This is a genomic window from Streptomyces sp. NPDC037410, assembly GCF_055602235.1.
In genome coordinates this window covers 135,272-158,140 of record NZ_JBVJWR010000013.1, presented here as the reverse complement: position 1 = coordinate 158,140, position 22,869 = coordinate 135,272, and the positions used below count along the sequence as shown (strand labels likewise).

Sequence of the window (22,869 nt, the reverse complement as noted above, 5' to 3'; positions counted from 1 at the left end):
TTTCAGATCTGGTCGGGTGCGCTGATGCCGAGCAGGGACAGGCCACCGGCGAGCACCGTCCCGGCGGCTTCGGCGAGCGCGAGCCGGGAGCGATGGGCGGCCGAGGGTTTCTCGTCGCCGAGCGGCAGCACGGTGTGCTGGAAGGCGAGCAGCGCGTCGGCGGTGGCTTCGAGGTGCCGGGCGACCCGGTCGGGGGCGCGGTGGCGGGCGGCGGCGAGGAGGACGAAGGGGTGGTCGCCGAGGACGCCGAGAAGCTCGGGAGCGTGGATGTCCGTGTCGTACGAGGGGGCGAAGCCGAGGTCCGCCGCGTTGACGAGCAGCCGGCGGACCCGCGCATGGGCGTAGCGCACACGGAAGAGTGAGTTGCGCTCGTGCTGGACGAGCAGAGGGGCCCCGTCGAGAACGCGATCATGGGAGGCGGCCCGAAGCAGAGCCCACCGAGCGGCATCGACACCGAGGAGCGCGGGCTGGTACGCCCCACCCCGCACGGGAATCCGCTCGTCCCCCCCGAAGCCGGCGTCGGCCCCCTGCCCCCGAAGCAGCCGCAGCACGACGTCGGTCACGACCGCGGCGCGCGGCTCGGACACGGCGGCGAACCGCACGACGGTCCCGGCGAGGGCGGTGCCGTGCCCGTACCGCGATCCGGCCCCGCGGATCGCCCGTACGAGATCACCGCCGGCATCGCCACGAAGGGTGAAGTTCAGGAACCCGGGCCCGGTGATGTCGACGGCGAGGATCCCGGGGCTCTCGCGGAGCCGCTCCTGGAGAATCCCCGCGACATCGAGCGGGGTGCGCCCCGCGGACCGAGCGAGGCTGAGCGCGACGCTACTGGCGTACTCCCCGGTACCCCCGGGCCGGGCCCGCTCGACCTTGACGCGAGAAGGAACGTCGACCCGCAGCGCACCGTCGTCGACCGCACGGCGCACGGCGTGCTGCACGGTGAGGGAGAGGTCCGCGGGGGTCACGGGACCAGCCTAGGGGAGGAGGGGGGGCGGAACGCGAACCGGTTTCGCCATGCGGGCACCGCGGGTCAGCGTCGGGCGTCCTGCTCCTTCAGTTCCTTCGGTTCCTTCAGTACGACGACTGCGGCAGGGTCCTCTCCCCCGTCGGGCCCGGCCGCCTCGGGCCGCTCCCGCCGCTCGCGGTGCATCAACTGCCGCACGACGCGCACGAGCTCCGAGGGCTCGAAGGGCTTGGCGAGGAACGCGTCGACACCGGAGGAGACCCCGCCGACCTCGTGCTCGCCGCAGGCGCTGATGATCGCCACCGGCAGATGACTGGTCCGCGGGTCGGCCCGCAGCCGCTCGGCCGTCTTGATCCCGTCCAGGCGGGGCATGACGACGTCCAGGGTGACGACATCAGGACAGACTTGATGTACGACATCCAGACACTCGGCACCATCGGCCGCGGTCACGACCTCGAACCCCTCGAGTTCGAGATTGACCCTGATCAACTGGCGGATCACCTTGTTGTCATCGACAACGAGCACCCGACCGGACACGCCTGACACACGAACGAGAGTAGGCCGCCCCCAAGGGCCGCGTCCGGGTTTTGCCCACTTCTGACCCGTGCGGGGGACGCGCCCCTCGGTGACGCCCCGGAAATACCTGTTCACAGGCACGCTCCTAGAGCTGGTAGGGTTCTACCCGTCGCCGAGAAACACGGCGGACGCCCCCGTAGCTCAGGGGATAGAGCAACGGCCTCCGGAGCCGTGTGCGCAGGTTCGAATCCTGCCGGGGGCACTTCGCAGGAAGTGCCACACAGACCCCGTGATCAGCGGAAACGCTGGACGCGGGGTCTTGTTGTATGTGCGGGCGTGTGCCGGGGTGAGCGGCCGTATGTCGGGGGTCGCGGCCTATCGTGGCCTGGCCCGCGAGGCAGGCCCACGAACGAGGGGAACAGCGGATGGTTTCGGAAGCCGGGGAGACCTCGGCGGAGCCAGGCCTGCCGGTGTGGGTGCTGAACCCGCTGGAGAGCGTCGGCCCGCTGCGATTCGGGATGTCCCCCGACGAGGTCAGGGCTGCGCTCCCGGAAGCCTTTGAGCTGAAGCGCTTCTCAGCCGAACCCTTCTACCCGGACGTCTACGGCCTCCAACTCGGCTTCCACCCAGGGGTGCCCGCTGTCTACACGTACTTCAACCGCGTTGACTGGCTCTTCTGCGTGGCAGCCGACGCCGCCCACGGTCCGCGCGTGACCCTGGACGGACTGGAACTGACTGGCTGTGTGCCTGCTGCACTCGAAGAGACGGTCCTGGACCTTTACTCCTCGGGTGCTCACAGGGTGTCGTACGGGCCGCGGGGCAATCCGGGTATCAACGGTGTCGGCATGGTTCTGCGTGTCCAGGACACCGCGAACGGCGTGTTGACCCGGCCGGTGCTGGTGGGACGCCACTGGGCCGACCGCTGCACGGACGACTGGGAAGGTGCCATACCCGAGTGCGAGTGGCTGGGCCGTCAGTGGTGCGTTTACAACGGCTCGGACGTGTGGCCTCCGCCCGGACACGAGACGAAGTGGCCGCCGGGGTGGACTCCCCCGTTCTAGACGTCGTCCGTGCGGGATCGCAGCAGCTGAACACCCACGGCCCCCGGACAGGTCCAGGGGCCTTTGATCAGGGGTGGCAGGTGGCGGTCACTCGTACTCGCGCACCAGCTGCTCGATGCGCCGGTTCGCCACTTCCTGACGGCCGTCGAGGCACTTCGCGTACCGACTCAACAGCACCTCCACGCTGTTGCCGGCGCGGTTCGGCGAGCGCGGTGGTGTTCACGCCCGCGTTGAGCCACGACGAGCGCGCGGAGTGCCGGAGGTCGCACGGTGCTTACGAGCTGGGGAGGGATCGGCACCCGACGGACATCTTCCGTAGGCCGGTTCTTGAGGCCGCGGTCGGCGTGGCTCTCACCTAAGTCGGTCCATTGCTTGCCGACGTTGGGACGTGCCCGGTGCAGGAGGGCGGTCCCTCAACCGGAAGCGGGGAGGAGGCCTCCGGCTGGGCCAGGCCGACGAGCTCAGCGGGCCGTAAGCCCCCGAAGTGCGTCGACGGGCCCGAAGACAAGCGGCTCCGCGACCGCATGCACGACATCATGGTCGGTTACACCCGCAGCATTTCGGGACGCGATCACCGAGCTGGAACACCTGGGCTTTGTCGCCGAATCTCGCATCAGCGTGCGCTTTCACAGCGGCACGCAGTCCTTCAAGCTGTACGTGATCAACAACGGGGATGCGTCCTTCGGGGTACTACCCGAACCACCTCAACAAGGTCGTTGCCCAGGGCGAGGCGATCGAGATCTACGACCTGGCGGACAAGGACACGACGCTCCTTCACCACTCGGTCAACGATGCGAGTCGTCCAGCCGTGCGCAGCAGGTCCAGCAGGCCCGAATGTGGTTCGACAGTACCTAGGGAGAAGATCGGAAGGGACTTCGGCCTTGACGCACGCTGACGAACTCTTCGACGGGCCTGTATGCCACGTGTTCGCCGGGCTGCCGGCACCCGGGGTTTAGGGGAACTGAAGCACTTCTCTGGCTCAGAACGAAGCCGCAGGCACGAAGGCTGCCCAGACAGACATCGAGGTACTGCGCATCGCGCACGAAGCCGACACAGAGCTTGGCCAGAAGATCGAGCAGGCACTGACGACCGCCGAGGTCCGAGTCGTTGCGGTGGCCAGGCAGCCGGCGACGCCAAGTGGGGCCGAAGCGCTCAGGGCGGCACGTTCCGCCGCCCAAGGCGTGCCCGTCGCGAGGAACAGTTCTGATGAAACCGAATCCCTTCCCGCTCATCACATCACCCGAGCTGCTGCCATCGACGTCACGAGCTGCACACTGATCGGCGACTCGAGTCAAGTATGCCGAGGAGGCCTGACAGTGACTATCTGTCATGTCGGACAGGCGGGTGACACGGTGTCGGTGGCGAGCGGGGGCAGCTTCTAGGTCGACTGACCGATTCTCTCTCTTGTGTGGCGCCGTGTAGCTGTCAGACAGGTTGAGGGCGGACGGAGGGGGCATGGGGAGTGTCTGGATGTAGTGGCCGTGGGCCTAGGGCATCGGCATGGACGTTGGAGCGTTTCGGTAGGAGTGCGGTGCAACTTCAGGCGCTCGTGCCTGAACAGCTAGGGAGAGCACACCTTCGCGCTCGTGAAGTGCACCTTGCTGCGAAGCTGAAGAAGCGCAGCCCATACGGGGCCACACTTGCGGAGGCTGTAAGGGAGGAGCTTGCTGCGGCAGCGGTGGAGCTGCGCGGGGTGGTGCGTGACGTGCGCGGGTACGACTATGCGGTCGTAAACGACTACGCCCTCTTCCCCTTTAAATACGCGAACCGTCCGACGCCGCTCGATCGCGCACGGCTGTCTGCGGATGCATCGTCAACGCGCCGGCGGATGCTCACCGGGCATGGGCCTGACCCTCAGGAAGGCTTGTTCCCCTTGGCTGACGGCCTTGTGACTGAAGAGTACGAGCAGCTGCACGAGGCGGTCGAGGAACTGGGGCCACGACGAAGCTCGTCTGTGTGTTCTTCACAGCAGATCCCGAGCGCGGGATCCACGCCATCCATTGGGGGGACGCCCGCCTGGAGCCAGACCGAACGTTCACGTGGCTTCACAGTGAGCGGCTGGCCGTGGAGTCCTGCCTCCCGAGTGATGCGGCGGCGCAGCAGAGGTCGATCTCCTGGGCCGTCTGTGGGCCGCGCGAGGGGCTCAAGGGTGACCGAGGGCAACCAACAGTGACAGGTCGACTGCCAGGGTGATCTGGGAACACGCAGGTCGGAGGCTCGTCTACTGGCTGGATCCCTGGGGTAGCGGTCAGACAAAATAGGGTGCTTCTCGCCAGTGATGTCATGCCTGGGTGGCGAGCATGGTCGCCTCGGGTCCGGAGCGGGAACGAGGGGGGCACGATCATTGACCAGCACGCAGCGCACCAGTCAGCCGGCCGCGCCCACGGAGTAGGGAGCATGTCCGGGCGGAAGGGGTGGTCCGACCTGTTTGCAGCGGGTGAGCCGCGGGCCTGTGTGCCCGCTTCACTGCCTGGTCGGACCCCACGGCAGCGCCGCAGGATGCGGCCTATTTACGGACCAGCCCGGCTTGGCTGCTAGCTTTCGACCTCTGACCTGCATAGACGCCTCAGGAGCACGCGCTCTCGGGAGCCAAGTGCGCAGGTTCGCATCCTGCCGGGGGCACTCCAGCTCGGATAGTGTGATCAAGGCGCTGACCAGTTGAAGTACCTAATGCAAAGGGTCGGAGTCAGTCTCACTGAGATTCCCCTTTCCGGCTCAGGATCACGGATGGCTCACCGCCCTAACCGATTGATTCCTGTCTCGCGAGCATTCCATCGAGTGACCAACATGCTCCAGGCAGCGGGCAAGTCAGGACCAGTCGTCGAGCTCCCTGAGGAAGTCGCTGAACGAGTCGTTCCGGCCCTCCGGAGCGTCGATCAGACCGTGCGCAAGGGCCTCTCGCGCGATGAGAGGGCCGTCACTCTCACGAAACATCGGTACGCCGAGCCGTCGCTTTAGCTCTTCCTTGGGCTCCTTGATCCTCCCTGAGTCCCTTCCCCGTAACTGGGCAGGCACCCTCCATCTCGGGCGCACATGGGGGAAGGCCTCGGGGAACAGAAGGAGCCAGCCTTCGGACTCCCATGCGGCAAGCGCGAGTGCGGTGTGAAACCCGCCGCTCTGGCGGTCGAGTTCCTCCGCGACAGCAGTTCGCACATTGCCGTAGTCCGAGTCGGTGAAGCCGTCCAGATCCTCGTGGACCACGAACCCAATCAGTTGCGCCCTCTGCTGAACCGCCTTCGCACGCGCCTTGCCGACGAGCGCTTTCACCGCCGCAGACAGATCGGAGCCGGATTTTCTGCGCAGCCGGACGGGGTCGTTGATGCGGACCAGCTTGGCAGCGGCGCCAAGATCGGGTCGGCGCGCACGTATCAGAGCCGCCATGATCTCGCAGTCGTTCTGATCCTCGCCCGCGAGAACGATCACCCGGTCATGAGCGCTCGTGCGTCGTCCCACGCTCCGGCCTCTGGCGCTCACAGTTCACCCCCGGTGAGGTCGCCGCCGAGCACGCCCGAGAACCACAGCTCGCCCAGCGGCTGGTCTCCCGATTGCTCGACAATCTCCTCCACCTCCTCCACGGTCAGTGCGGGGATAATCGACGCGCCTTCCTCATCGCGGTCACAAACGACGAACTCGTCGGGGCGAAGTCGGTTCACAAGAGCGGGCGAGTGAGTGGCGACGATGAACTGCGTACGCTCGGAAGCTTCGCGCAGCCGTTGCACTACGAGCTCCAAGGCCTGTGGATGCAGCCCGTGATCGATCTCCTCGATGCAGGTGAAGGCCGGTGGATGAGGGTCGTACAGGAGGGCAAGCAAACCGAGCAGCCGGACCGTTCCATAGGAGGCGTCGGCCAGAGGGGTCAGGCGGCGCAGGCCCCGTTCACGTAGGACGACGGTCAGCTGATCGATCGAACCGCCGACTTCCTCGAACTCGATGTTCTCCAACTGCGGAAGAACCTGCCGCGCGTCCTCGACGAGGTTCTCCCAGATCTCGTCCCGACCGCTGAGGTGAATGAGGAACGCGGCAAGGTTCTCGGCATGCGGCGACAATGTGGCGAGGTCGGCGACGCGCAACCTGGTGGGCATACGGGCCGCCGCCACATCGACATCGAAGACCCGGAACGAGGAAAGGCGATCCGCGACACGCGTCACTTCGTCACCGCCGTCCGCGGGACCGAGTCTGGGCAATGTGGACAAGCCGCTGCTCAGCCTGCGAATGCCGAAACTGCCACTGTCCTGCTCCTTGCCAGCGCGCCTGTCGAGCACACGCGCCTCTTCACCTGAGATGGTGATACGCCGCCCTCGCCCCTGCTTGCGCTTGAACTGAAAGCTCTCTTCGCGGGACAGGGTGTAGGCGGCCCGGTTGGTGTCCCGGTTCGACGGAAGGGACCGGCGCCGGATCGTGAGGCTGTACTCGTCTGGTGCGTTGAGGGTGGAATTGCTGGTCCAGGTGGCCTTCAACTGGACACGCATGAACGTCGGAGGTTTCGCACCGCCCCAGAAGGCAACCTCGTCGAAGCCTCCTCTGGTGTCGAGCGCGGGCTGGAGATCCGTACGAATGATGTCGGCCAAGAAGTCGAAGACCTTCAGCACGTTTGACTTGCCCACACCGTTCGGTCCCACCAGCACGGTCAGCGGACCGAGGGGGACGGTCACGTCGCGCAGACTTCGGAAGTTCTCGACGTGCAGTTCGAGGAGGCGGCTGGGCATGGGATGAACCTATCGGGTGGGCGACCAGGGTGAAGGCCGATCGCGCAGCGAACCGGCTCCACTGCCGCGCCGCGTCCTTCGTTGCCACCGCTACGGCGTCATCACGACCTGGCGACGCAGCGGCGCAAGGCAACTACAGAATCGGTACAGCCAGGAGAGTAGCCCCACTGGCTGACATCAGGGCCTTGGCGCTGAGGGTTGAGCGCCGGCCACGGTCCCTTCACGTCGCATACTGCCCGCCCCTCGCGCCGTCACGACCCCTGGTGGGGCCCCTCCACTTCACCCGGCCAACAGAGGACGTCCAACCATGGGAGCACGGCGAAGGCCGAAGCCGTGAGAAGGAAGGTCGTCCAAGCCGTACGTCGGGTGCCACTCGCCGACAAAGGTTTCGCCCACGGTCTCCCTGGACAAGCACGGCGTGACGTCGGGACTGATCAAGGTCAACCTCAACTGGACCTCGCCACAGGCCGCCGCGCAGCGGGCGGCCGGTGAGGCCCGTGGTCTGTTCGGGCGGATGCGGGCGTCGCTGCGGTCGGCCGCGGCCAGGAAGGTGGATCTCGACCTCGGCTGCATGATCCGTTGCACCGACGGCTCCAAGACCGTGGTCCAGGCCCTGGGTGACGCGTTCGGCGCGGTGGACCGCTTCCCGTATGTCGCCCTCGACGCGGACGACCGGACCGGGACCCGGGAGACGGGGGAGAACCTCGTCATCAACCTGGACCACCAGGCCGGGTTCCAGAAGCTCCTGCTCTTCGTCTACATCTACGAAGGGTCCGGCGACTTCCGCGGCCTCGACGCCGTGGTGACCCTGACCTCCGATCGCGGCGACCGCTTCCGGGTGGCCCTGGACGACTGCCCGCCGCAGGCGCACGCCTGCGCCATCGCCCTCATCAAGCGGCAGAAGGGCGAACTCGTCGTCGGACGCGAGGTGCGCTGGTTCACCCCGCAGGACGGCCCCGGTGTCCAGGACGTGATCTCCCGCGCGTACCGGCTCGGCATGAAGTGGACCCCCGGCCGGAAATAGCGCCCTCAAGCGGAAGGCCCCGCCCTCGGCAGGTGCCGGGGGCGGGGCCTTCGGGTGGGGCTTGGGGGTTACTTCACGTTGATCGCGGTCCACGCGGCCGCGACCGCGTTGTACTGGGTGCTGCCGGTGCCGTAGAGGTCGGCGGCGGCCGAGAGGGTGGCCGTGCGGGCACCCGAGTAGCCGGTGGTGGAGGTCATGTAGGTGGAGAGGGCCTTGTACCAGATCTTGTACGCGGCCTGGCGGCCGATGCCCGTGAGCGTGGAGCCGTTGGCGGTCGGCGAGTTGTAGGTGACGCCGTTGATCGTCTTCGTGCCGCTGCCCTCGGAGAGCAGGTAGAAGAAGTGGTTCGCCGGGCCCGAGGAGTAGTGGACGTTCAGGCGGCCGACCGACTTCGACCAGTAGTCGGCGGACTTGCCGTCCTTGCTGGGCTGGTCCATGTAACGGAGCGGCGAGCCGTCGCCGTTGATGTCGATCTTCTCGCCGATGAGGTAGTCGCCGGCGTCGGCCGCGTTGTTCGCGTACCACTCGACCGAGGTGCCGAGGATGTCGGAGGTCGCCTCGTTCAGGCCGCCGGACTCGCCGCTGTAGCGGAGGTTCGCGGTGGAGGAGGTCAGGCCGTGGGACATCTCGTGGCCGGCCACGTCGAGGGACGTGAGCGGGTGGGTGTTGCTGATGCCGTCGCCGTAGGTCATGCAGAAGCAGGAGTCGTCCCAGAACGCGTTCACGTACGCGCTGCCGTAGTGGACGCGGGAGTAGGCGGCGACGCCGTCGCCGCGGATGCCCAGGCGGCCGAGCTCGTTCTTGTAGAAGTCCCAGGTGACGGCCGCACCGTAGTGGGCGTCCGCCGCCGCGGTCTCGCGGTTGGAGGCGAGACCGTTGCCCCACGTGTCCGTGGAGTTGGTGAAGAGCGTGCCCTGGCCGGACGTGCCGCCGTTCAGGTCGTACGTCTTGTGGCCGCCGCGCGTGGCGTCGGTCAGGGTGTACGAGCCCGAGGTGCCCAGGGTGACCTGGCCGGCGTACATCGTGTTGCCGACGCCCGTCTCGATCGTCTCGACGGAGGAGAGCTCCTTGCCCGTGGTGGCGTCGGTGACGACCTGGCGGCGGCTCGGGGTGCCGTCCTTCTGGACGCCGGTGACGTACGTCTCCCAGGCGAGGACCGGCTTGCCGGTGGCCACCCAGATCACCTTGCGGGCGGAAGCGACCTTCTCGTCCGCGTTGGCGGCGGAGGCGAGGGCGGACTTGCCCGCGGCGGCGGACGGGACGGCGGCCGTCGTGGTCGCCACGGATATACGGGCCGAGGTCGCCTTGGTGGTGGAGCGGGCGCCCGACTTCTTCTGGTGGACGACCAGGTCGCCGCCGAGGACCGGGAGGCCCTCGTAGGTGCGCTCGTAGCGCGTGTGCACGGTGCCGTCCGCGTCCTTGACGACGTCTCGGACGACCAGCTGCTCCTGGGCGGGCAGGCCGATGGCCTGGGCGGTGGCGGCGGCCTCGCCCTGCGCCTCGTGGATGGCGGCGGCGCGCTGGCTGCCGGTCAGCTGGACGGCGGTGGCACCGGCCTCGCGCTGGGCGTCGGCGTTGGCGGATCCGGTCTGGACGCCGACGACGACCATGGCGGCGGAGGCGATCAGCGCGGCGGCACGGGCGGTGGTGCGGCGGGACGAAGACTGCTGGCGGGTCACGCGGGCTCCTTCGCTGGTTAAGCGTGGGGGTTTTGGTGGGGGTGTGTTGCGGGGTGAGCGTGCCAGCGAAAGTCCCCGTTTGACAGGTATGCAACAAGGATTTGACCATCTGTTGTCCGAAGGGCGGCCAAGAGCGTCCGCTATACGGCGAGTTGATTCGACTTCAACCACTGTTCATTTATCGGACACCCGGGTTGAAGCGACCGCCTGGGCGTACGAGGAGCGCAGCACCGCCGTCGCCACTTCCAACTCCTCCTCGTCGCGCGGCGCGTACAGCATCACGATCGTGTCCGGGAACTCCGGACGCCGCGTGATCGGATGCCGCTCCGCCCAGCCGAGGTCGACCAGAGCCGGCAGCGCGGCCGGCTCCACGGCGAGGTGGAGGAAGCCGGAGCGGTGGATATGTCCGAACTCGTCCACCGAGGGGTGCAGGAACGCCGCGAAGGGGCGGTCCCGGTCGGGGACGCCCGGCAGTCGCAGCGCCAGCGAGCCCGGCTCCGAGACCAGACTCGGGCCCGTCACCACCCCGGGCAGCAGCCGGGCCCGGGCCACCAGCTCCGCCCGTACCGCCGGCGGGGAGAAGTCCGACAGCTGGTCGTGCGGGATCTCGGCGCCGGTCGTCCGCGGCCGCGGGCCCCGGCGCGCGGGCAGGGACGTGACGTCGAGGTCGAGGTCGAGGTCGAGGGGCCGGTCGGCAGGCATGGACATGGGTCTCCTCGGGAGCGGGGGAAGGGGGTGGGGAAGCGGGTGGGGCGGTGCGTTGCGGTACCCGGGCGTGCCCTGGGTACTTCTTGTGCCCGAACCGCAGTCTGCGCGATGCTCCCCGCGTGACAGAAGACGGCACTTCAACAGGACCTACGCACACCGGTGTTACCGACCAGGTCTGCGAGCTGCGCGAAGTCCTCGACCGCGTCGGTGACAAGTGGAGCGTCCTCGTCTTGGCGCTCCTCGGCGACGGCCCCCGCCGCTACTCCGAGCTCCGCCGCTCCATCGAGGGCATCTCCCCGCGCATGCTGACCCTCACCCTGCGCAGCCTTGAGCGCGACGGCCTCGTCCTGCGCACCGTCACGCCCAGCTCACCGCCCCGCGTCGACTACGCGCTCACGCCCGTCGGGCGGACCCTGTCGGCCGAGGTGGGCGGGCTCATCCGGTGGGCGGAGGAGCACCGTTCGTACATCGGGCGGTCCCGGCGCGTGTACGACGACGCCGGCGACGGCAACGGCGACTAGCCTCGCGAGCCCGCTCTCACGCCGTGCGTTTGCGCGTCGTCGTCTTCTTCGCCGGGGTCTTCTTCGCCGCGGCCTTCTTGGCCGTCGTCGCCTTCTTCGCCGCGGTCGTCTTCTTCGCGGCCGCCGTCTTCTTCGCCGCCGTCTTCTGCGGGCGCAGCTCCGTGACCTCCGCCGGCTCCCCGCGTGCCTCGCGCGCCGCCCGGACGCTGTTCTCCAGGGCCGCCATCAGGTCGATGACCCGGCCTCCGCCGGCCTCCTCCCCGGGGGCCGGGGGTGCGACGCCCTCGCCGCCCGCCGCCTTTGCGGCGATCATCTCCTCGACGGCCGTGCGGTAGTCGTCGTGGAGGGTCTCGATGTCGACCTCGCCGAGCGTGGCCATCAGGGCGTCCGCCAGGTCGAGTTCGGCCTCGCGGACCGTGACGGGGGTCTCGGGGGCGACGCCCTCGGGGGCGCGGATCTCGTCCGGCCAGAGCAGGCCGTGCATGGCGATCACGTCGTCGACGACCCGGAGCATGCCGAGCCGCTCCCGCCCCCGCAGGGCGTACTTGGCCACGGCCACCTTGTCGCTGCGCTTGAGCGCCTCGCGGAGCAGGGTGTACGGCTTGGCCGCGGGCACGCCGTTCGCCGAGAGGTAGTACGCGGCGTCCATCTGGAGCGGGTCGATCTCGCCGGCCGGTACGAACGCGACGATCTCGATGGTCTTCGCGGTGGGGAGCGGCAGCGCGGCCAGGTCCTCGTCGGTGATCGGGATCATGGTCCCGTCGGCGTCCTCGTACGCCTTGCCGATCTCCGCCTGCGGGACCTCCTCCCCGTCGAGCTCGCACACCTTCTTGTAGCGGACCCGGCCGCCGTCCTCGGTGTGGATCTGGCGGAAGGAGACGGACCGGCTCTCGGTGGCGTTCACCAGCTTGATCGGGATGCTGACCAGCCCGAAGGAAATGGCCCCGTTCCAGATGGATCGCACGCTTCATCCCCTTCATCCCGGTAACCGTGGGATTCTCATCGTATGACGCCCATCACAGAGGTGGAGGGGCGACGCCTGGCGCTCAGCAACCTGGACAAGGTGCTCCACCCGGTCACCGGCACCACCAAGGGCGAGGTCCTCCATTACTACGCGACCGTCGGGCCCGCGATCCTGCCCCATCTGCGGGATCGCGCGGTGTCCTTCCTGCGCTATCCGGACGGTCCCGACGGGCAGCTCTTCTTCACCAAGAATCCCCCGCCCGGCACGCCCTCCTGGGTGAGGACGACCCCCGTGCCCCGTTCCGAGGACCCCCGGGCGCGGCAGGTGGTGATCGAGGACCTCGCCTCGCTGATGTGGGCCGCGAACCTCGTCGTGGAGTTCCACACGCACCAGTGGCGGGCCTCCTCCCCCGGCGTCGCCGACCGGCTCGTGTTCGACCTCGACCCCGGGCCGCCCGCCACCGTCGTCGACTGCTGCCGGGTCGCCCTGCACCTGCGCGAGCGGCTCGCGCAGGACGGTCTCGACGCCTTCGCCAAGACGTCCGGCTCCAAGGGGCTGCATCTGCTCGTCCCGGTGGTGCCGACGCCGTCCGCGCGGGTCTCGGCGTACGCGAAGCAGCTCGCCGTGGAGGCGGAGGCGGAGCTTCCGGGCCTCGTCACGCACCGGATGACCAAGGCCCTGCGGTCCGGGAAGGTCTTCGTCGACCACAGCCAGAACGCGGCCGCCAAGACCACCGCCGCCCCCTACACCCTGCGGGCGCGAGCCCTTCCCTCCGTCTCGGCGCCCGTCACCTGGGAGGAGGTCGAGGGCTGCGCCTCGCCTGAGGATCTCGTCCTCCTGATGGGCGACATCGCGCCACGTCTGGAGCTGTACGGGGACCTCATGGAGCCGCTCTTCGAGCCCGGACGGGCGGGGGCCGTCCCGTGAACGGCGGTCCCGGGGCGGGCGAAGGCCCTGCCCTGAGCGGTCCCGGGGAGGGTCGGAGCCGTTCCGTGAGCGAGGGCCCGGAGGCGGGCGGGGGCCCTGCCCTGAGCGGTCCCGGGGAAGGCCGGAGCCGTTCCGTGAACGAAGGCCCGGAGACGGGCGGAGGCCCTGCCTCTAGCCGGGTCCCTGGAGGCGGCGGCGTCGTCGTGCTGCCGCCGCCCGTCGACGTCATGCGGCCCCGGGCCGCCGACGAGATCCCCGCACAGGCGGAGCCGCCCCGGGAGCTCCAGTACTCCCTCAAGCTGGACGGTTTCCGCGCCCTGGCCTTCGTGCTCGACGCCGGGAAGGTCGTCCTGCAGTCCCGCTCCCGCCGGGACCTCGCGCCGGAGTTCCCCGACATCGCCGCGCACCTGCGCGAGCAGCTGCCGCCCGGGATCGTCCTGGACGGCGAGCTGTGCGCCTACCGGGACGGGCGGCTCAGCTTCACCGACCTGCTCCGGTCGCACGCCGACCGGGTACGGGCCGGGGTGCCCGTCTCGTACATCGCCTTCGACCTGCTCGCCGTCCCCGGCCGCGACGTGCGCGCGCTGCCGCTGCGCGACCGGTGGGAGCTGCTCGGGGCGGCCCTGCGGGAGGCCGAGCCGCCGCTCCAGCAGGTCCTGGCCACCACGGACGAGGAGACCGCGCGGGGCTGGTTCCGGGACCTGCGGGACACGGGCGTCGAGGGGGTCGTCGCGAAGCGGCTCGACTCCCCCTACCGCGCGGGCTCCACCTGGGCCTGGCGCAAGATCCGGCACGCCGACACGAGCGACGCCCTGCTGCTCGGCCTCGTCGGCCCGCCCGAACGGCCCCAGGCCCTGGTCGTACGGCTCCCCGACGGCCGCACCCTGACCACCTCGCCCCGGCTGACCCCGGCGCAGTCGCGCCAGGTCGGGGAGCTGGCGGGTGACCGCGCGGGGCCCCTCGCGGAGGACCCGGAGCACGGGCCGGTGCGCTGGGTGGACCCGCCGCTCCCGGTCGAGCTGCGCCAGGTCGCGGGGCGGCACGAGACGGCGTCGTTCGTCCGGGTCCGGTCGGAGGGGTAGGGACAGGTCCCGTCGGAGGCGTCGGGACAGGTCCCGTCGGAGGCGTCGGGACGGGTCCCATCGGAGGCGTGGGACAGGTCCCGTCGGAGGCACGGGGAGGGGGTGACCACGGGATGCGGAGGGGGTGGCGAGGGGGTACGGACGGGGTCGTCCGCCGGGGCTCTCCGCGCGCCTCGCCCGGCTCCGGCGTGTCGCCCGTTCGGACACCGACCGCAACTGCCTTGCTCCGCACCGTACATGGCGCAAAGAGACCGCAACAGGCGCCCCGGGCGCGGCAGGTGTCGCCGGTTCGGCTTTGTTGTCCGTCGTGTGGTGCACACTTGCTGCCTGGCACAGCGCTCACGGGGAAGGCGGCCTGGCAATGCTGACGGGGATCGAGGAGGTCGACTGGGCCTCGCTGGGGCACGCGTACGGCCCCGCGGACGATGTGCCGGAGCTGCTCCGCGGACTCGCCTCCGCCGACCCCGCGGAGCGGGAGACCGCCCTCGACGGCATGTACGGGACGGTGCACCACCAGGGCGACGTGTACGACTCGACGCTCGCCTGCATCCCCTTCCTCCTCGAACTCGTCGCCGACCCCGCGGTCCAGGACCGGGGCTGCATCGTCGAACTGCTCACCAGCATCGGCGGGATCGAGCTCGACGACGACGAGGAACTGGACGAACTCGGCGCGGACGACGAGGAGTTCATCCCCGCCGCCAACTACGCGATGGCGGCCGCCGCCATCGCCGCCGGGGCGGACGTCTTCCTCGACCTCGTGTCGGACGCCGACCCCGAGGTGCGGCTCGCCGCGCCGTGCGCGCTCGCCTCGCTGCACCCCGAGCCCGCCCGGGTGCTGAACCTGCTGCGGGAGCGGCTCACCGTCGAGCGGGACACCGAGGTGCGGCTCGCCCTGGTGGCCGCCGTCGGGCGGCTCGCCCTGCGGCACGCGTCGCTGCGCGCCGAGACCGTCGACTGGCTCGGCTGGCTCGCCCGCGCCGCGCAGGACCCCGGGCTCCGGCTCGCGGCCCTCGCGCAGCGGGCGCGCTGCGCGCCGGGTGACATTCCGGACGATGTGGTGCCGTGGGTGACGGGCCTCCTGGAGGAGATCAGGACCTCGGCGAACCGGCCGGCCGCCCCCGGCGCGGAGCGGGCGGCGACGCCGACCCTCATCGGGCAGGTCCGCGAGCTCCTGGAGGAGCACGCCGCCGGGCGGCCCGCGCCGTGGACGGAGGAGCTGCTGCGGACCCTGCACGCGGCGCTCGACGACCGGGTCGACGAGCGGATCGCGCTGATCGCCGCGCAGCTGCGCAGTCCCGACTGGGGGCAGCGCTCGGACGCGATCTGGATGTGCGGCGGTTTGATACGGGTCTGGCGCGGGCGGTACGAGGAGGTCGTCCGGCTCGTCGGCGCGCAGCTCCAGGACCCCGAGCCCCGGCTCCGGGAGGCGGCCACGTCCTTCCTGGAGCGGCTCTTCGAACTGGGCTCCCCGGCCACCGACGCCCTCGCCTCCCGCCTCACGACGGGCCCGGGCGCCTCGGCCACGGGCGGATCGGGCCCGGGAGCCGCGGTCACGGGCGCCGCCCGCCTCACGACGGGCCCGGGCGGATCGGGCCCGGGAGCCTCGGTCACCGGCGCCGCAGGCCCCGACCCCGCAGGTCCCGACCCCGCCCGCAACCGCCTCCTCGGGCGGTCCGGGCGGGACGGGGCGCTGCTCGCGCTCGCGCGGGCCGGGGACGGCCGGGCGGTTCCGCTGCTCGCCCGTGCCCTGGAGGAGCCCGAGGTGCGGCGCGAGCTGCTGTACGCCATGGACGGGCTCGGGCCCTCCGCGGCGATGCTCGCCCCGCTGCTCACGCGCCGGCTCGCCGAGGTCGAGCTCGACGAGCGGCTGTACGACCGGGCGGCGCCGCTGCTGTACGCCCTGGCGGCCGTGCGGGGCGCCCAGGCCGTGCCGGAGGTGCTGCGGGTGCTGCGCGGGGCGCCGGCGAACCGGCGCGACTGGGTGCGGGAGGCCGCCCTGCGGACCCTCGCGGCCTTCGGGCCCGCCGCCGCCGAGGCCGTACCGGACATGCGAAGACTCCTGGCCGCCGAGTCGGCCGCGGTGGCCACGACGGCGGCGCGGGCGCTCTGGGCGGCCGAGGGCGACCGCGGGGACGTGCTGCCGGCCCTGCATCAGTGGCTCCGGCCGGGCGCGACGGATGCCGAGTGGTGCGCGGCCGCGCACGCCCTCGGCGAGATCGGTCCGGCGGCGGCCGGGGCGGCCGGGGCCCTGCGGCCGGGCCTGGCCTCGCGGGACCTGTGGGTGCGGGTCCGCAGCGCGGCGGCGCTGTGGCGGGTGTCCGGTGACGCCTCGGTCTCGCTCCCGGTGCTGCTCGCGGCCTGGGAGGAGAACCGGCACGCGCGCGTGGACATCGCGGAGTGTCTGGCGGAGATGGGCCCGGCGGCCTCGGGGGCGCAGCTGGTCGTCCTCACCGAGCTGACCCGCAGGCGCCGTCACAACGCCCGCGAGGACGGCTCCGGCAGCCATGACATCCACCTGGACGAGAAGCTCCTGACCCTGTGCCGGGCGGCCCTGGCGCGGATGGAGCGGGGTACGTTCTAGGACCGCCCGTGTGGCAGCGGTCCGATGATGAGACAAAAAGGACTTCACTCCGCATAAGGTCTACGGGGAGCCCGACCTCCATCGACCGACCGAGGAGCAGCGTGAGACCGCGCGGAGTGCAGTGGGCCGTCGGTGTCCCGTGCGTGCTCGCCCTCGCGCTCTCCGGCTGCGGCGGCAAGGTGGGCGGGCTCAGGAGCGCCGGGCCCACCCCCACCGCCGTGGGGCCCGTCCGGCTCTGGCCCGATCTGCCGCCCGCCACGAACCCGCCGCTCGACTACGGCGAGTCCGACATCCAGCGCGTCCCCGGCATCCAGGCCGCCGACAACGACGTCCACACCGTCGACCCGATCGCGGTCGTCCAGGCCGAGGTGCGCGCCCACCCCGACACGTACACCGGCCCGGACGGTCTCTACGCGCAGACCGCCCGGGCGATCGAGGCGTGCGGCACGGCGCCGGCCGCCTGTCCGGTGCTGCGGCCGTACTACCGCGATCTCACCGGCAACGGCCGGGACGAGCTGATCGTCGGGATCCGGATGCCGGACCAGCAGGTCGGGGTGCGGGTCTACCTCGCCGAGAACGGCGGCCTGACCCGGATCATGTCGACCGTCGACCAGGTCATCAGCGTGGAGCTGGCGGGCCGGGACCTGATCCTGCGGGTCGGCTCGGCCGGCATCCCCGGGTACGAGTACCGGACCGCCTGGTCCTGGGACGAGCAGCAGGGCAGCATGCTGCCGACCCGCGACGAGATCGTACGGGTGAAGCCCTCCGGCACCGGGCCCTCCATGGTGCCCGCGCCCCATCTGGTGAGCCCGACGCCGACTCCGACGGGCGGGCCCGCGCCCGTACCCCTGCCGCCGGAGGCGACGCCGTGAGGGCGCCCCGGCGACCCGCCTGGACCGCGACCCTCACCTGGAAGGCCGCGGTCTTCATCACCGTGATGTGCTGCGCCCTGGCCGCCCTGCTCGGTGTCCTCGTGCACGTCTCGGTGGCCGGCCAGACCGTGAGCGACTCCCGGGAGAAGGCCCTGACGCGGCTCACCGAGGTCAGCGAGCTGTACGGGGCGGGCGAGCCGCTCCCCCGGTTCGCCGGTGTGGACCCGCCCGGCCTTCCGGCCTCGCTGCGGGCGCTCGCCGTGCGCGGGGAGCGCGGCACGATGGTCTCCGAGTACGCGGGCCGACCGACGATGTGGGCGGCGGGCCCGGCGGACGGCCGCGCCCTCGCCGTACGCCTCGACTACACCCAGGGCGCCGAGACGATCGAGGCGCTCGACCGCTCGATCCTCGGCTCCTCCGTCCTGGCCATCGGGGCGACCCTGCTCGTCGGCGCCTTCGCCGTCACCCGGGTCACCCGCCGGCTGCACCTCACCGCGCAGGTGGCCCGCCGGATCAGCGCGGGCGATCTCGACGCGCGCGTCGACGACCCCCGCACGAAGGACCCGACCCGGCCCCAGGACGAGGTGGCCACGGTCTCCGGGGCCCTCGACACCATGGCCTCCTCGCTCCAGCGAAAGCTGCAGAGCGAGCAGCGGTTCACCGCCGACGTGGCGCACGAGCTGCGGACCCCGCTGACGGGGCTCTCGGCGGCGGCCGAGCTGCTGCCGGAGGGTCGGCCCTCGGAGCTCGTACGGGACAGGGTGCGGGCGATGCGCGGGCTCACCGAGGACCTCCTGGAGATCTCGCGGCTCGACGCCCGTACCGAGACAGTCGACCTGGCGGTGCACGAGCTCGGGCCGCTCGCCGAGCGGGTGGTGCGCGCCTCGGGCACGGCTACAGAAGTGCGGGTGCTCCGGGACGCCACGGTGGAGACGGACCGGCGACGGGTGGAGCGGGTGCTCGGCAATCTGGTGGCGAACGCGCACAGGCACGGGGCGCCGCCGGTGGTGGTGACGGTGGACGGCCCGGTGGTGTCGGTGCGGGACCACGGGCCGGGGTATCCGGCGTACCTCCTGGAATCGGGGCCGCAGCGGTTCCGTACCGAGAGCGGGGGCAAGGGGCACGGCCTCGGGCTGACGATCGCGGCGGGACAGGCGGAGGTGATCGGCGCCGAGCTGGTCTTCGCCCGCGCCCCGGACGGGGGCGCCGAGGCCCGGCTGCGGCTGCCGGAGTACGTACGGCTCGCCGACACGGAATCCGAGCAGTGACGGCACACCGTCACACAAAAGGGACATAGGGCATACCGCTTGCTACGTTGCGGCCATGACCGCACCCCCGCCCGGCATCCGCGTCCCGAAGCGGCGTGGCGTGGAGCTGTCGCTCCTGATCGGCGCGGTCCTGATCTCCGTGCTCGGGTACGCCGAGGTCGGCCTCGCCCGCAGCGGCGCCGTGCCGCCCGACGCCGCCCGGTACGGGGCCGGGCTCGGGCTGCTCGCGCTCGTCGCCCACCTCGCGGTCCGCTTCCGCGCCCCGTACGCCGATCCCCTGCTGCTGCCGATCGCGGTCCTGCTCAACGGCCTCGGCCTGGTGCTGATCTACCGCCTCGACCTGGAGACGCCGAAGGACCAGGCGGCGACGGCACAGCTGGTCTGGTCGACGCTCGGGGTGGCGCTGTTCATCGTGGTCGTCCTGCTGCTGCGCGACCACCGGACGCTCCAGGGGTACGCGTACGTGTCGGTGGCCGCCGCGCTCGCCCTGATGATCCTGCCGATCTTCTTCCCCGCCGTGAACGGTGCCAAGATCTGGATCCGGATCGGCGGGTTCTCCTTCCAGCCGGGCGAGTTCGCCAAGATCCTGCTCGCGGTGTTCTTCGCCGCGTACCTCGCCGCCAACCGCAACGCGCTCGCGTACACCGGCCGCCGTATCTGGAAGTTCCAGTTCCCGACGGGCCGGGTCCTCGGGCCGATCGTGGCGATCTGGCTGCTCAGCGTCGGCGTCCTCGTCCTGGAACGGGACCTGGGCACCTCGCTGCTCTTCTTCGGCCTCTTCGTGATCATGCTGTACGTGGCGACCGGCCGGACCGGCTGGATCGCGGTCGGCCTCGTCCTGGCCTCCGCCGGCGCCTTCCTCGTCGGCTCGCTCGAACCGCACGTCCACAGCAGGGTCCAGGACTGGCTGGACCCCTTCGCCTCGATCCGCGCGGGGGAAGGACCCGGGCAGCTCGCCCAGTCGCTCTTCGCCTTCGCCGCCGGCGGGATCCTCGGCACCGGGCTCGGACTCGGCCATTCCGTCCTCATCGGCTTCGCCACCAAGTCCGACTTCATCCTGGCGACGGCCGGCGAGGAGCTCGGGATCGTCGGCCTCACCGCGCTCTTCCTGCTGTACGCGCTGCTCGTCGCCCGCGGCTACCGCGCCGGCCTCTCGCTGCGCGACCCCTTCGGGCGGCTGCTCGCGATCGGCCTCGCCTCGATCGTGGCGCTCCAGGTCTTCGTGATCGCCGGCGGGGTGATGGGGCTGATCCCGCTGACCGGCATGGCGATGCCGTTCCTGGCGCAGGGCGGCTCCTCGGTCGTCACCAACTGGGTGATCGTCGCGCTCCTCATCCGGGTCAGCGACTCGGCCCGCGCGCCGCAGCCGGACGGCGCGGACACCGGGGAACTGGCGAAGGTGGGTCCGAGGTGATCCGGTACATCCGGAGGGCCGCCGCCCTCTGTCTGATCCTGCTCGTCGCACTGCTCGTCAACGCCGCCCGCGTGATGGTCTTCCAGGCCGACTCCCTCGACGACGACCCGGCCAACCGGCGGATCGCGATCGACCGGTACGCGCATCCGCGCGGCGGGATCGTCGTCGACGGGAAGCCGGTGACCGGCTCCCGGGACAGCGGGCAGCAGCTGCGATGGGAACGGACGTACAAGCAGGGCCCGTTGTACGCGCCGGTGACCGGCTACTCCTCCCAGACGTACGGCACCACGCTCGTCGAGCACGCCGAGGACGACGTCCTCGCGGGCACCGACCCGATGCTGGCGCCGCTGCCCTTCTGGAACGACCTCACCCGCGGCCGGTCGCCCGGCGGCGACGTCGTGACGACGATCCGTGCCCCGATGCAGGAGGCCGCGTTCCGGGGACTCGACGGGAAGCGGGGCGCGGTCGTGGCGGTCGAACCGCACAGCGGCCGGATCCTCGCGCTGGTCAGCTCGCCCTCGTACGACCCGGGGGTCCTCTCCGGTACGGGCGGGGCGGTCAAGGACGCCTGGCGGCGCCTCACCACCTCGCCGAACCAGCCGATGCTGAACCGGGCGCTGCGGCAGACCTACCCGCCGGGGTCCACCTTCAAGATCGTGACGGCCGCGGCGGCCCTGGACGCGGGGGTGGTGCGCGATCCGGACGCGGCGACGGACACCCCGGACCCGTTCGTGCTGCCCGGCACCCGCCAGGTGCTGCCGAACGAGGCGACGGGCTGCGGCGACGCCTCCCTCGCCTCCGCGATCCAGTGGTCCTGCAACACGGTGATGGCCGGACTCGGGGTCAAGGTGGGTCTTACGGGGATGGTCGACGCGGCGGAACGGTTCGGCTTCAACGACACGACGCTCCGGGTGCCGTCCTGGGTGGCGAAGTCCAACTTCGACCGGGAGATGAGCCCGGATCAGCTGGCGCTCTCGTCGATCGGCCAGTTCGACACGACGGCGACCCCGCTCCAGATGGCGCTGGTGGCCGCGGCCGTCGCCAACAACGGGGAGATCGCCCAGCCGTACCTCGTCGACCGCACCACGACCTCCGTCGGCACGACCGTGGACCGCACGGCCCGCCGCAGCTACCGGCAGGCGATGAACCCCGCGACGGCGATGCAGCTCCAGCGGCTGATGGTGCGGGCCGTGGAGGAGGGCACGGGGACGAACGCGATGATCCCCGGGGCCCGGGTCGGCGGCAAGACGGGCACCGCCCAGCACGGCTTCGGCAACACGGGCACCCCGTACGCCTGGTTCATCGCCTGGGCCCAGGCGGACGACGCGGCCCAGCCCGCGGTCGCCGTGGCGGTCGTCGTCGAGGACGCGGAGGCCTCCCGTACGGACATCAGCGGGGGCGGCAGCGCGGCGCCGATCGCGAAGGCGGTGATGGAGGAGGCGCTGAGACTTGAGGCGGAGGCGCGGAAGCCTTGAACGGGGGCGGCTGGACCGTGGATCCAATATCCCGTAGCCGGGAGGCTGGATCGTGGATCCAACTCCTGTAGCCAGGAGACTGGATCCGGGATCGTGGATCCAACATCCCGTGGATCCAATATCCCGTAGCCGGGATCGTGGATCGTGGATCCAATCCCCCCAACCCCCTCCACGCGCGTCAGCCGATCGGCTTGCGGACCTCCGCGCGGATCTTGACCGTGGTCTCGGCGAGCGCGGCCAGGTCGACGTGTTTCGGGTCGGCGGTGGCCGACTCGGCGGTGACGAGGGCGACCGCGGCCGCGGTGTTGTCGTCGCCCCAGGCGCACATGGGGAGCGTGACGGTGCCGAGCGCCTCCTTCGAGGTGGTGACCTGGCAGCTGACGGTCACGTCCGATCCGGCGGGCGTGAAGTCCCTGGGCGGGACGACGAGCGTGGCGCCCTTGTCCGTGGCGGCGCCCCGGAGGATGGACGCGCGGGTGGACCCGGGGTTCTTGATGCGGCCGTACATCCCGGAGACGACGAGGGTGGCCTCGTTCTCGCCGCGGTACTGCCCGACCGCCGCCCGGGCGTCCTTCACGGTGAAGTCGGGGGTGTCCTCGATCTCCTTGCCCGTCGTGTCGGAGAGGTCGGAGACCAGGGTGTACCGCTCGGCGAGGAGGGTCTTGGGGACGACGAGCCTGTGCGTCGCCGCGGGGAAGGAACCGGTGACGCCGTGGAGTCCCGCCTTGGCCGCGAAGGCGAGACCGCCGACCAGGACCAGGGACCCGACGACGATGCCGGTGATCGCCGCGGCCGACAGCTTCTTCTTCGGCGGCCCCATGGGCGGCTGCCCCCAGACCGGGGCGCCGGGTCCCGGGTACTGCGGGGGCACGCCCTGAGGCGGGTAGCCCTGCGGGGCGGCCCCGAAGGCACCGGGCTGCTGCGGAACCCCGTACGCGCCCGGCTGCTGCGGAGCCCCGTACGCCCCGGGCTGCTGCGGAGCCCCGTACCCGCCCGGCTGCTGTGGGGGCGGTACGGGCCCGCCGTACGGCTGGTGGGGCGGCGGAGTCGGCGATGGCGGCATGGTCATGACGAGCACGCTACGTCACCCGTACGACAACCCCCGCC

General features: G+C 70.9%; 18 protein-coding genes and 1 tRNA gene. 11 read left to right on the top strand and 8 right to left on the bottom strand.

Annotated features, from left to right (window positions below):
• Positions 1 to 2: 2 nt before the first annotated feature.
• Positions 3 to 965: an ArgS-related anticodon-binding protein NrtL gene (gene nrtL, locus ACZ7HT_RS22680; protein WP_471168654.1), complete on the bottom strand. Its 963-nt coding sequence runs from the start codon at positions 963 to 965 to the stop codon at positions 3 to 5.
• A 65-nt stretch (positions 966 to 1,030) separates the two neighbouring features.
• Positions 1,031 to 1,465: a response regulator transcription factor gene (locus ACZ7HT_RS22675; protein ID WP_471168831.1), complete on the bottom strand. Its 435-nt coding sequence runs from the start codon at positions 1,463 to 1,465 to the stop codon at positions 1,031 to 1,033.
• Between the two features lie 205 nt (positions 1,466 to 1,670).
• On the opposite strand from ACZ7HT_RS22675, the gene ACZ7HT_RS22670 reads away from it, so the two are divergent.
• Both ACZ7HT_RS22670 and ACZ7HT_RS22665 read left to right on the top strand, forming a co-directional pair.
• Positions 1,671 to 1,742: transfer RNA gene (locus tag ACZ7HT_RS22670), tRNA-Arg, on the top strand.
• A 163-nt stretch (positions 1,743 to 1,905) separates the two neighbouring features.
• On the top strand, positions 1,906 to 2,541 hold the full coding sequence (locus ACZ7HT_RS22665) for a hypothetical protein (RefSeq protein WP_471168651.1): 636 nt from the start codon (positions 1,906 to 1,908) through the stop codon (positions 2,539 to 2,541).
• A gap of 2,808 nt (positions 2,542 to 5,349) precedes the next feature.
• Here the strand turns inward: ACZ7HT_RS22665 and ACZ7HT_RS22660 are convergent.
• Complete coding sequence (locus ACZ7HT_RS22660) at positions 5,350 to 5,964, bottom strand: hypothetical protein (protein ID WP_471168648.1); 615 nt, start codon at positions 5,962 to 5,964, stop codon at positions 5,350 to 5,352.
• 47 nt (positions 5,965 to 6,011) lie between these two features.
• Positions 6,012 to 7,247 (bottom strand): AAA family ATPase, encoded by a 1,236-nt coding sequence (locus ACZ7HT_RS22655; RefSeq protein ID WP_471168646.1) that lies wholly within the window; start codon positions 7,245 to 7,247, stop codon positions 6,012 to 6,014.
• A 418-nt stretch (positions 7,248 to 7,665) separates the two neighbouring features.
• On the opposite strand from ACZ7HT_RS22655, the gene ACZ7HT_RS22650 reads away from it, so the two are divergent.
• Positions 7,666 to 8,271, top strand: coding sequence for a hypothetical protein (locus ACZ7HT_RS22650; protein WP_471168644.1), 606 nt, complete (start codon positions 7,666 to 7,668; stop codon positions 8,269 to 8,271).
• 68 nt (positions 8,272 to 8,339) lie between these two features.
• On the opposite strand, the gene ACZ7HT_RS22645 is transcribed toward ACZ7HT_RS22650, so the two are convergent.
• Together ACZ7HT_RS22645 and ACZ7HT_RS22640 are read right to left on the bottom strand one after the other, a co-directional pair.
• Positions 8,340 to 9,881 carry a M4 family metallopeptidase gene (locus ACZ7HT_RS22645; RefSeq protein ID WP_471168828.1) on the bottom strand — a complete coding sequence of 514 codons (1,542 nt, stop codon included), beginning with the start codon at positions 9,879 to 9,881 and terminating at the stop codon, positions 8,340 to 8,342.
• A gap of 243 nt (positions 9,882 to 10,124) precedes the next feature.
• Positions 10,125 to 10,658 (bottom strand): luciferase domain-containing protein, encoded by a 534-nt coding sequence (locus ACZ7HT_RS22640; RefSeq protein WP_471168641.1) that lies wholly within the window; start codon positions 10,656 to 10,658, stop codon positions 10,125 to 10,127.
• A gap of 119 nt (positions 10,659 to 10,777) precedes the next feature.
• On the opposite strand from ACZ7HT_RS22640, the gene ACZ7HT_RS22635 reads away from it, so the two are divergent.
• Positions 10,778 to 11,179 carry a winged helix-turn-helix transcriptional regulator gene (locus ACZ7HT_RS22635; protein ID WP_471168638.1) on the top strand — a complete coding sequence of 134 codons (402 nt, stop codon included), beginning with the start codon at positions 10,778 to 10,780 and terminating at the stop codon, positions 11,177 to 11,179.
• 16 nt (positions 11,180 to 11,195) lie between these two features.
• On the opposite strand, the gene ku is transcribed toward ACZ7HT_RS22635, so the two are convergent.
• Positions 11,196 to 12,143, bottom strand: coding sequence for a non-homologous end joining protein Ku (gene ku / locus ACZ7HT_RS22630; protein WP_471168635.1), 948 nt, complete (start codon positions 12,141 to 12,143; stop codon positions 11,196 to 11,198).
• A gap of 42 nt (positions 12,144 to 12,185) precedes the next feature.
• Here ku and ligD point away from each other — a divergent pair, with 42 nt between their 5' ends.
• From ligD to ACZ7HT_RS22595, 7 genes are all read left to right on the top strand, one after another.
• The gene (gene ligD / locus ACZ7HT_RS22625; protein ID WP_471168632.1) at positions 12,186 to 13,070 is read left to right on the top strand and encodes a non-homologous end-joining DNA ligase; all 885 of its coding nucleotides are present in this window, start codon (positions 12,186 to 12,188) and stop codon (positions 13,068 to 13,070) included.
• Between the two features lie 134 nt (positions 13,071 to 13,204).
• Positions 13,205 to 14,152, top strand: a complete 948-nt coding sequence (locus ACZ7HT_RS22620; protein WP_471168630.1) for an ATP-dependent DNA ligase — start codon at positions 13,205 to 13,207, stop codon at positions 14,150 to 14,152.
• A 361-nt stretch (positions 14,153 to 14,513) separates the two neighbouring features.
• Positions 14,514 to 16,733, top strand: a complete 2,220-nt coding sequence (locus ACZ7HT_RS22615) for a PBS lyase (protein WP_471168627.1) — start codon at positions 14,514 to 14,516, stop codon at positions 16,731 to 16,733.
• A gap of 101 nt (positions 16,734 to 16,834) precedes the next feature.
• Positions 16,835 to 17,605, top strand: a complete 771-nt coding sequence (locus ACZ7HT_RS22610; RefSeq protein ID WP_471168624.1) for a hypothetical protein — start codon at positions 16,835 to 16,837, stop codon at positions 17,603 to 17,605.
• On the top strand, positions 17,602 to 18,873 hold the full coding sequence (locus ACZ7HT_RS22605; protein ID WP_471168621.1) for an ATP-binding protein: 1,272 nt from the start codon (positions 17,602 to 17,604) through the stop codon (positions 18,871 to 18,873). Before ACZ7HT_RS22610 ends, ACZ7HT_RS22605 begins: the two co-directional genes overlap by 4 nt.
• A gap of 55 nt (positions 18,874 to 18,928) precedes the next feature.
• Positions 18,929 to 20,287, top strand: a complete 1,359-nt coding sequence (locus ACZ7HT_RS22600) for an FtsW/RodA/SpoVE family cell cycle protein (RefSeq protein ID WP_471168618.1) — start codon at positions 18,929 to 18,931, stop codon at positions 20,285 to 20,287.
• Positions 20,284 to 21,762, top strand: coding sequence for a penicillin-binding transpeptidase domain-containing protein (locus ACZ7HT_RS22595; RefSeq protein ID WP_471168615.1), 1,479 nt, complete (start codon positions 20,284 to 20,286; stop codon positions 21,760 to 21,762). The genes ACZ7HT_RS22600 and ACZ7HT_RS22595 overlap by 4 nt, the downstream gene beginning before the upstream one ends.
• A 178-nt stretch (positions 21,763 to 21,940) precedes the next feature.
• Here ACZ7HT_RS22595 and ACZ7HT_RS22590 read toward each other — a convergent pair whose 3' ends face one another.
• Complete coding sequence (locus tag ACZ7HT_RS22590; RefSeq protein WP_471168612.1) at positions 21,941 to 22,831, bottom strand: hypothetical protein; 891 nt, start codon at positions 22,829 to 22,831, stop codon at positions 21,941 to 21,943.
• Between the last annotated feature and the right edge of the window lie 38 nt (positions 22,832 to 22,869).

What these genes read in the sequence shown, in the direction of transcription:
- ACZ7HT_RS22665 (WP_471168651.1), top strand. Translation starts at nt 1,906, where the DNA reads ATGGTTTCGGAAGCCGGGGAGACCTCGGCGGAGCCAGGCCTGCCGGTG.
- ACZ7HT_RS22590 (WP_471168612.1), bottom strand. Translation starts at nt 22,831, where the DNA reads ATGACCATGCCGCCATCGCCGACTCCGCCGCCCCACCAGCCGTACGGC.
- ACZ7HT_RS22640 (WP_471168641.1), bottom strand. Translation starts at nt 10,658, where the DNA reads ATGTCCATGCCTGCCGACCGGCCCCTCGACCTCGACCTCGACCTCGAC.
- ACZ7HT_RS22655 (WP_471168646.1), bottom strand. Translation starts at nt 7,247, where the DNA reads ATGCCCAGCCGCCTCCTCGAACTGCACGTCGAGAACTTCCGAAGTCTG.
- ACZ7HT_RS22615 (WP_471168627.1), top strand. Translation starts at nt 14,514, where the DNA reads ATGCTGACGGGGATCGAGGAGGTCGACTGGGCCTCGCTGGGGCACGCG.
- ligD (WP_471168632.1), top strand. Translation starts at nt 12,186, where the DNA reads ATGACGCCCATCACAGAGGTGGAGGGGCGACGCCTGGCGCTCAGCAAC.
- ACZ7HT_RS22600 (WP_471168618.1), top strand. Translation starts at nt 18,929, where the DNA reads ATGACCGCACCCCCGCCCGGCATCCGCGTCCCGAAGCGGCGTGGCGTG.
- ACZ7HT_RS22645 (WP_471168828.1), bottom strand. Translation starts at nt 9,881, where the DNA reads ATGGTCGTCGTCGGCGTCCAGACCGGATCCGCCAACGCCGACGCCCAG.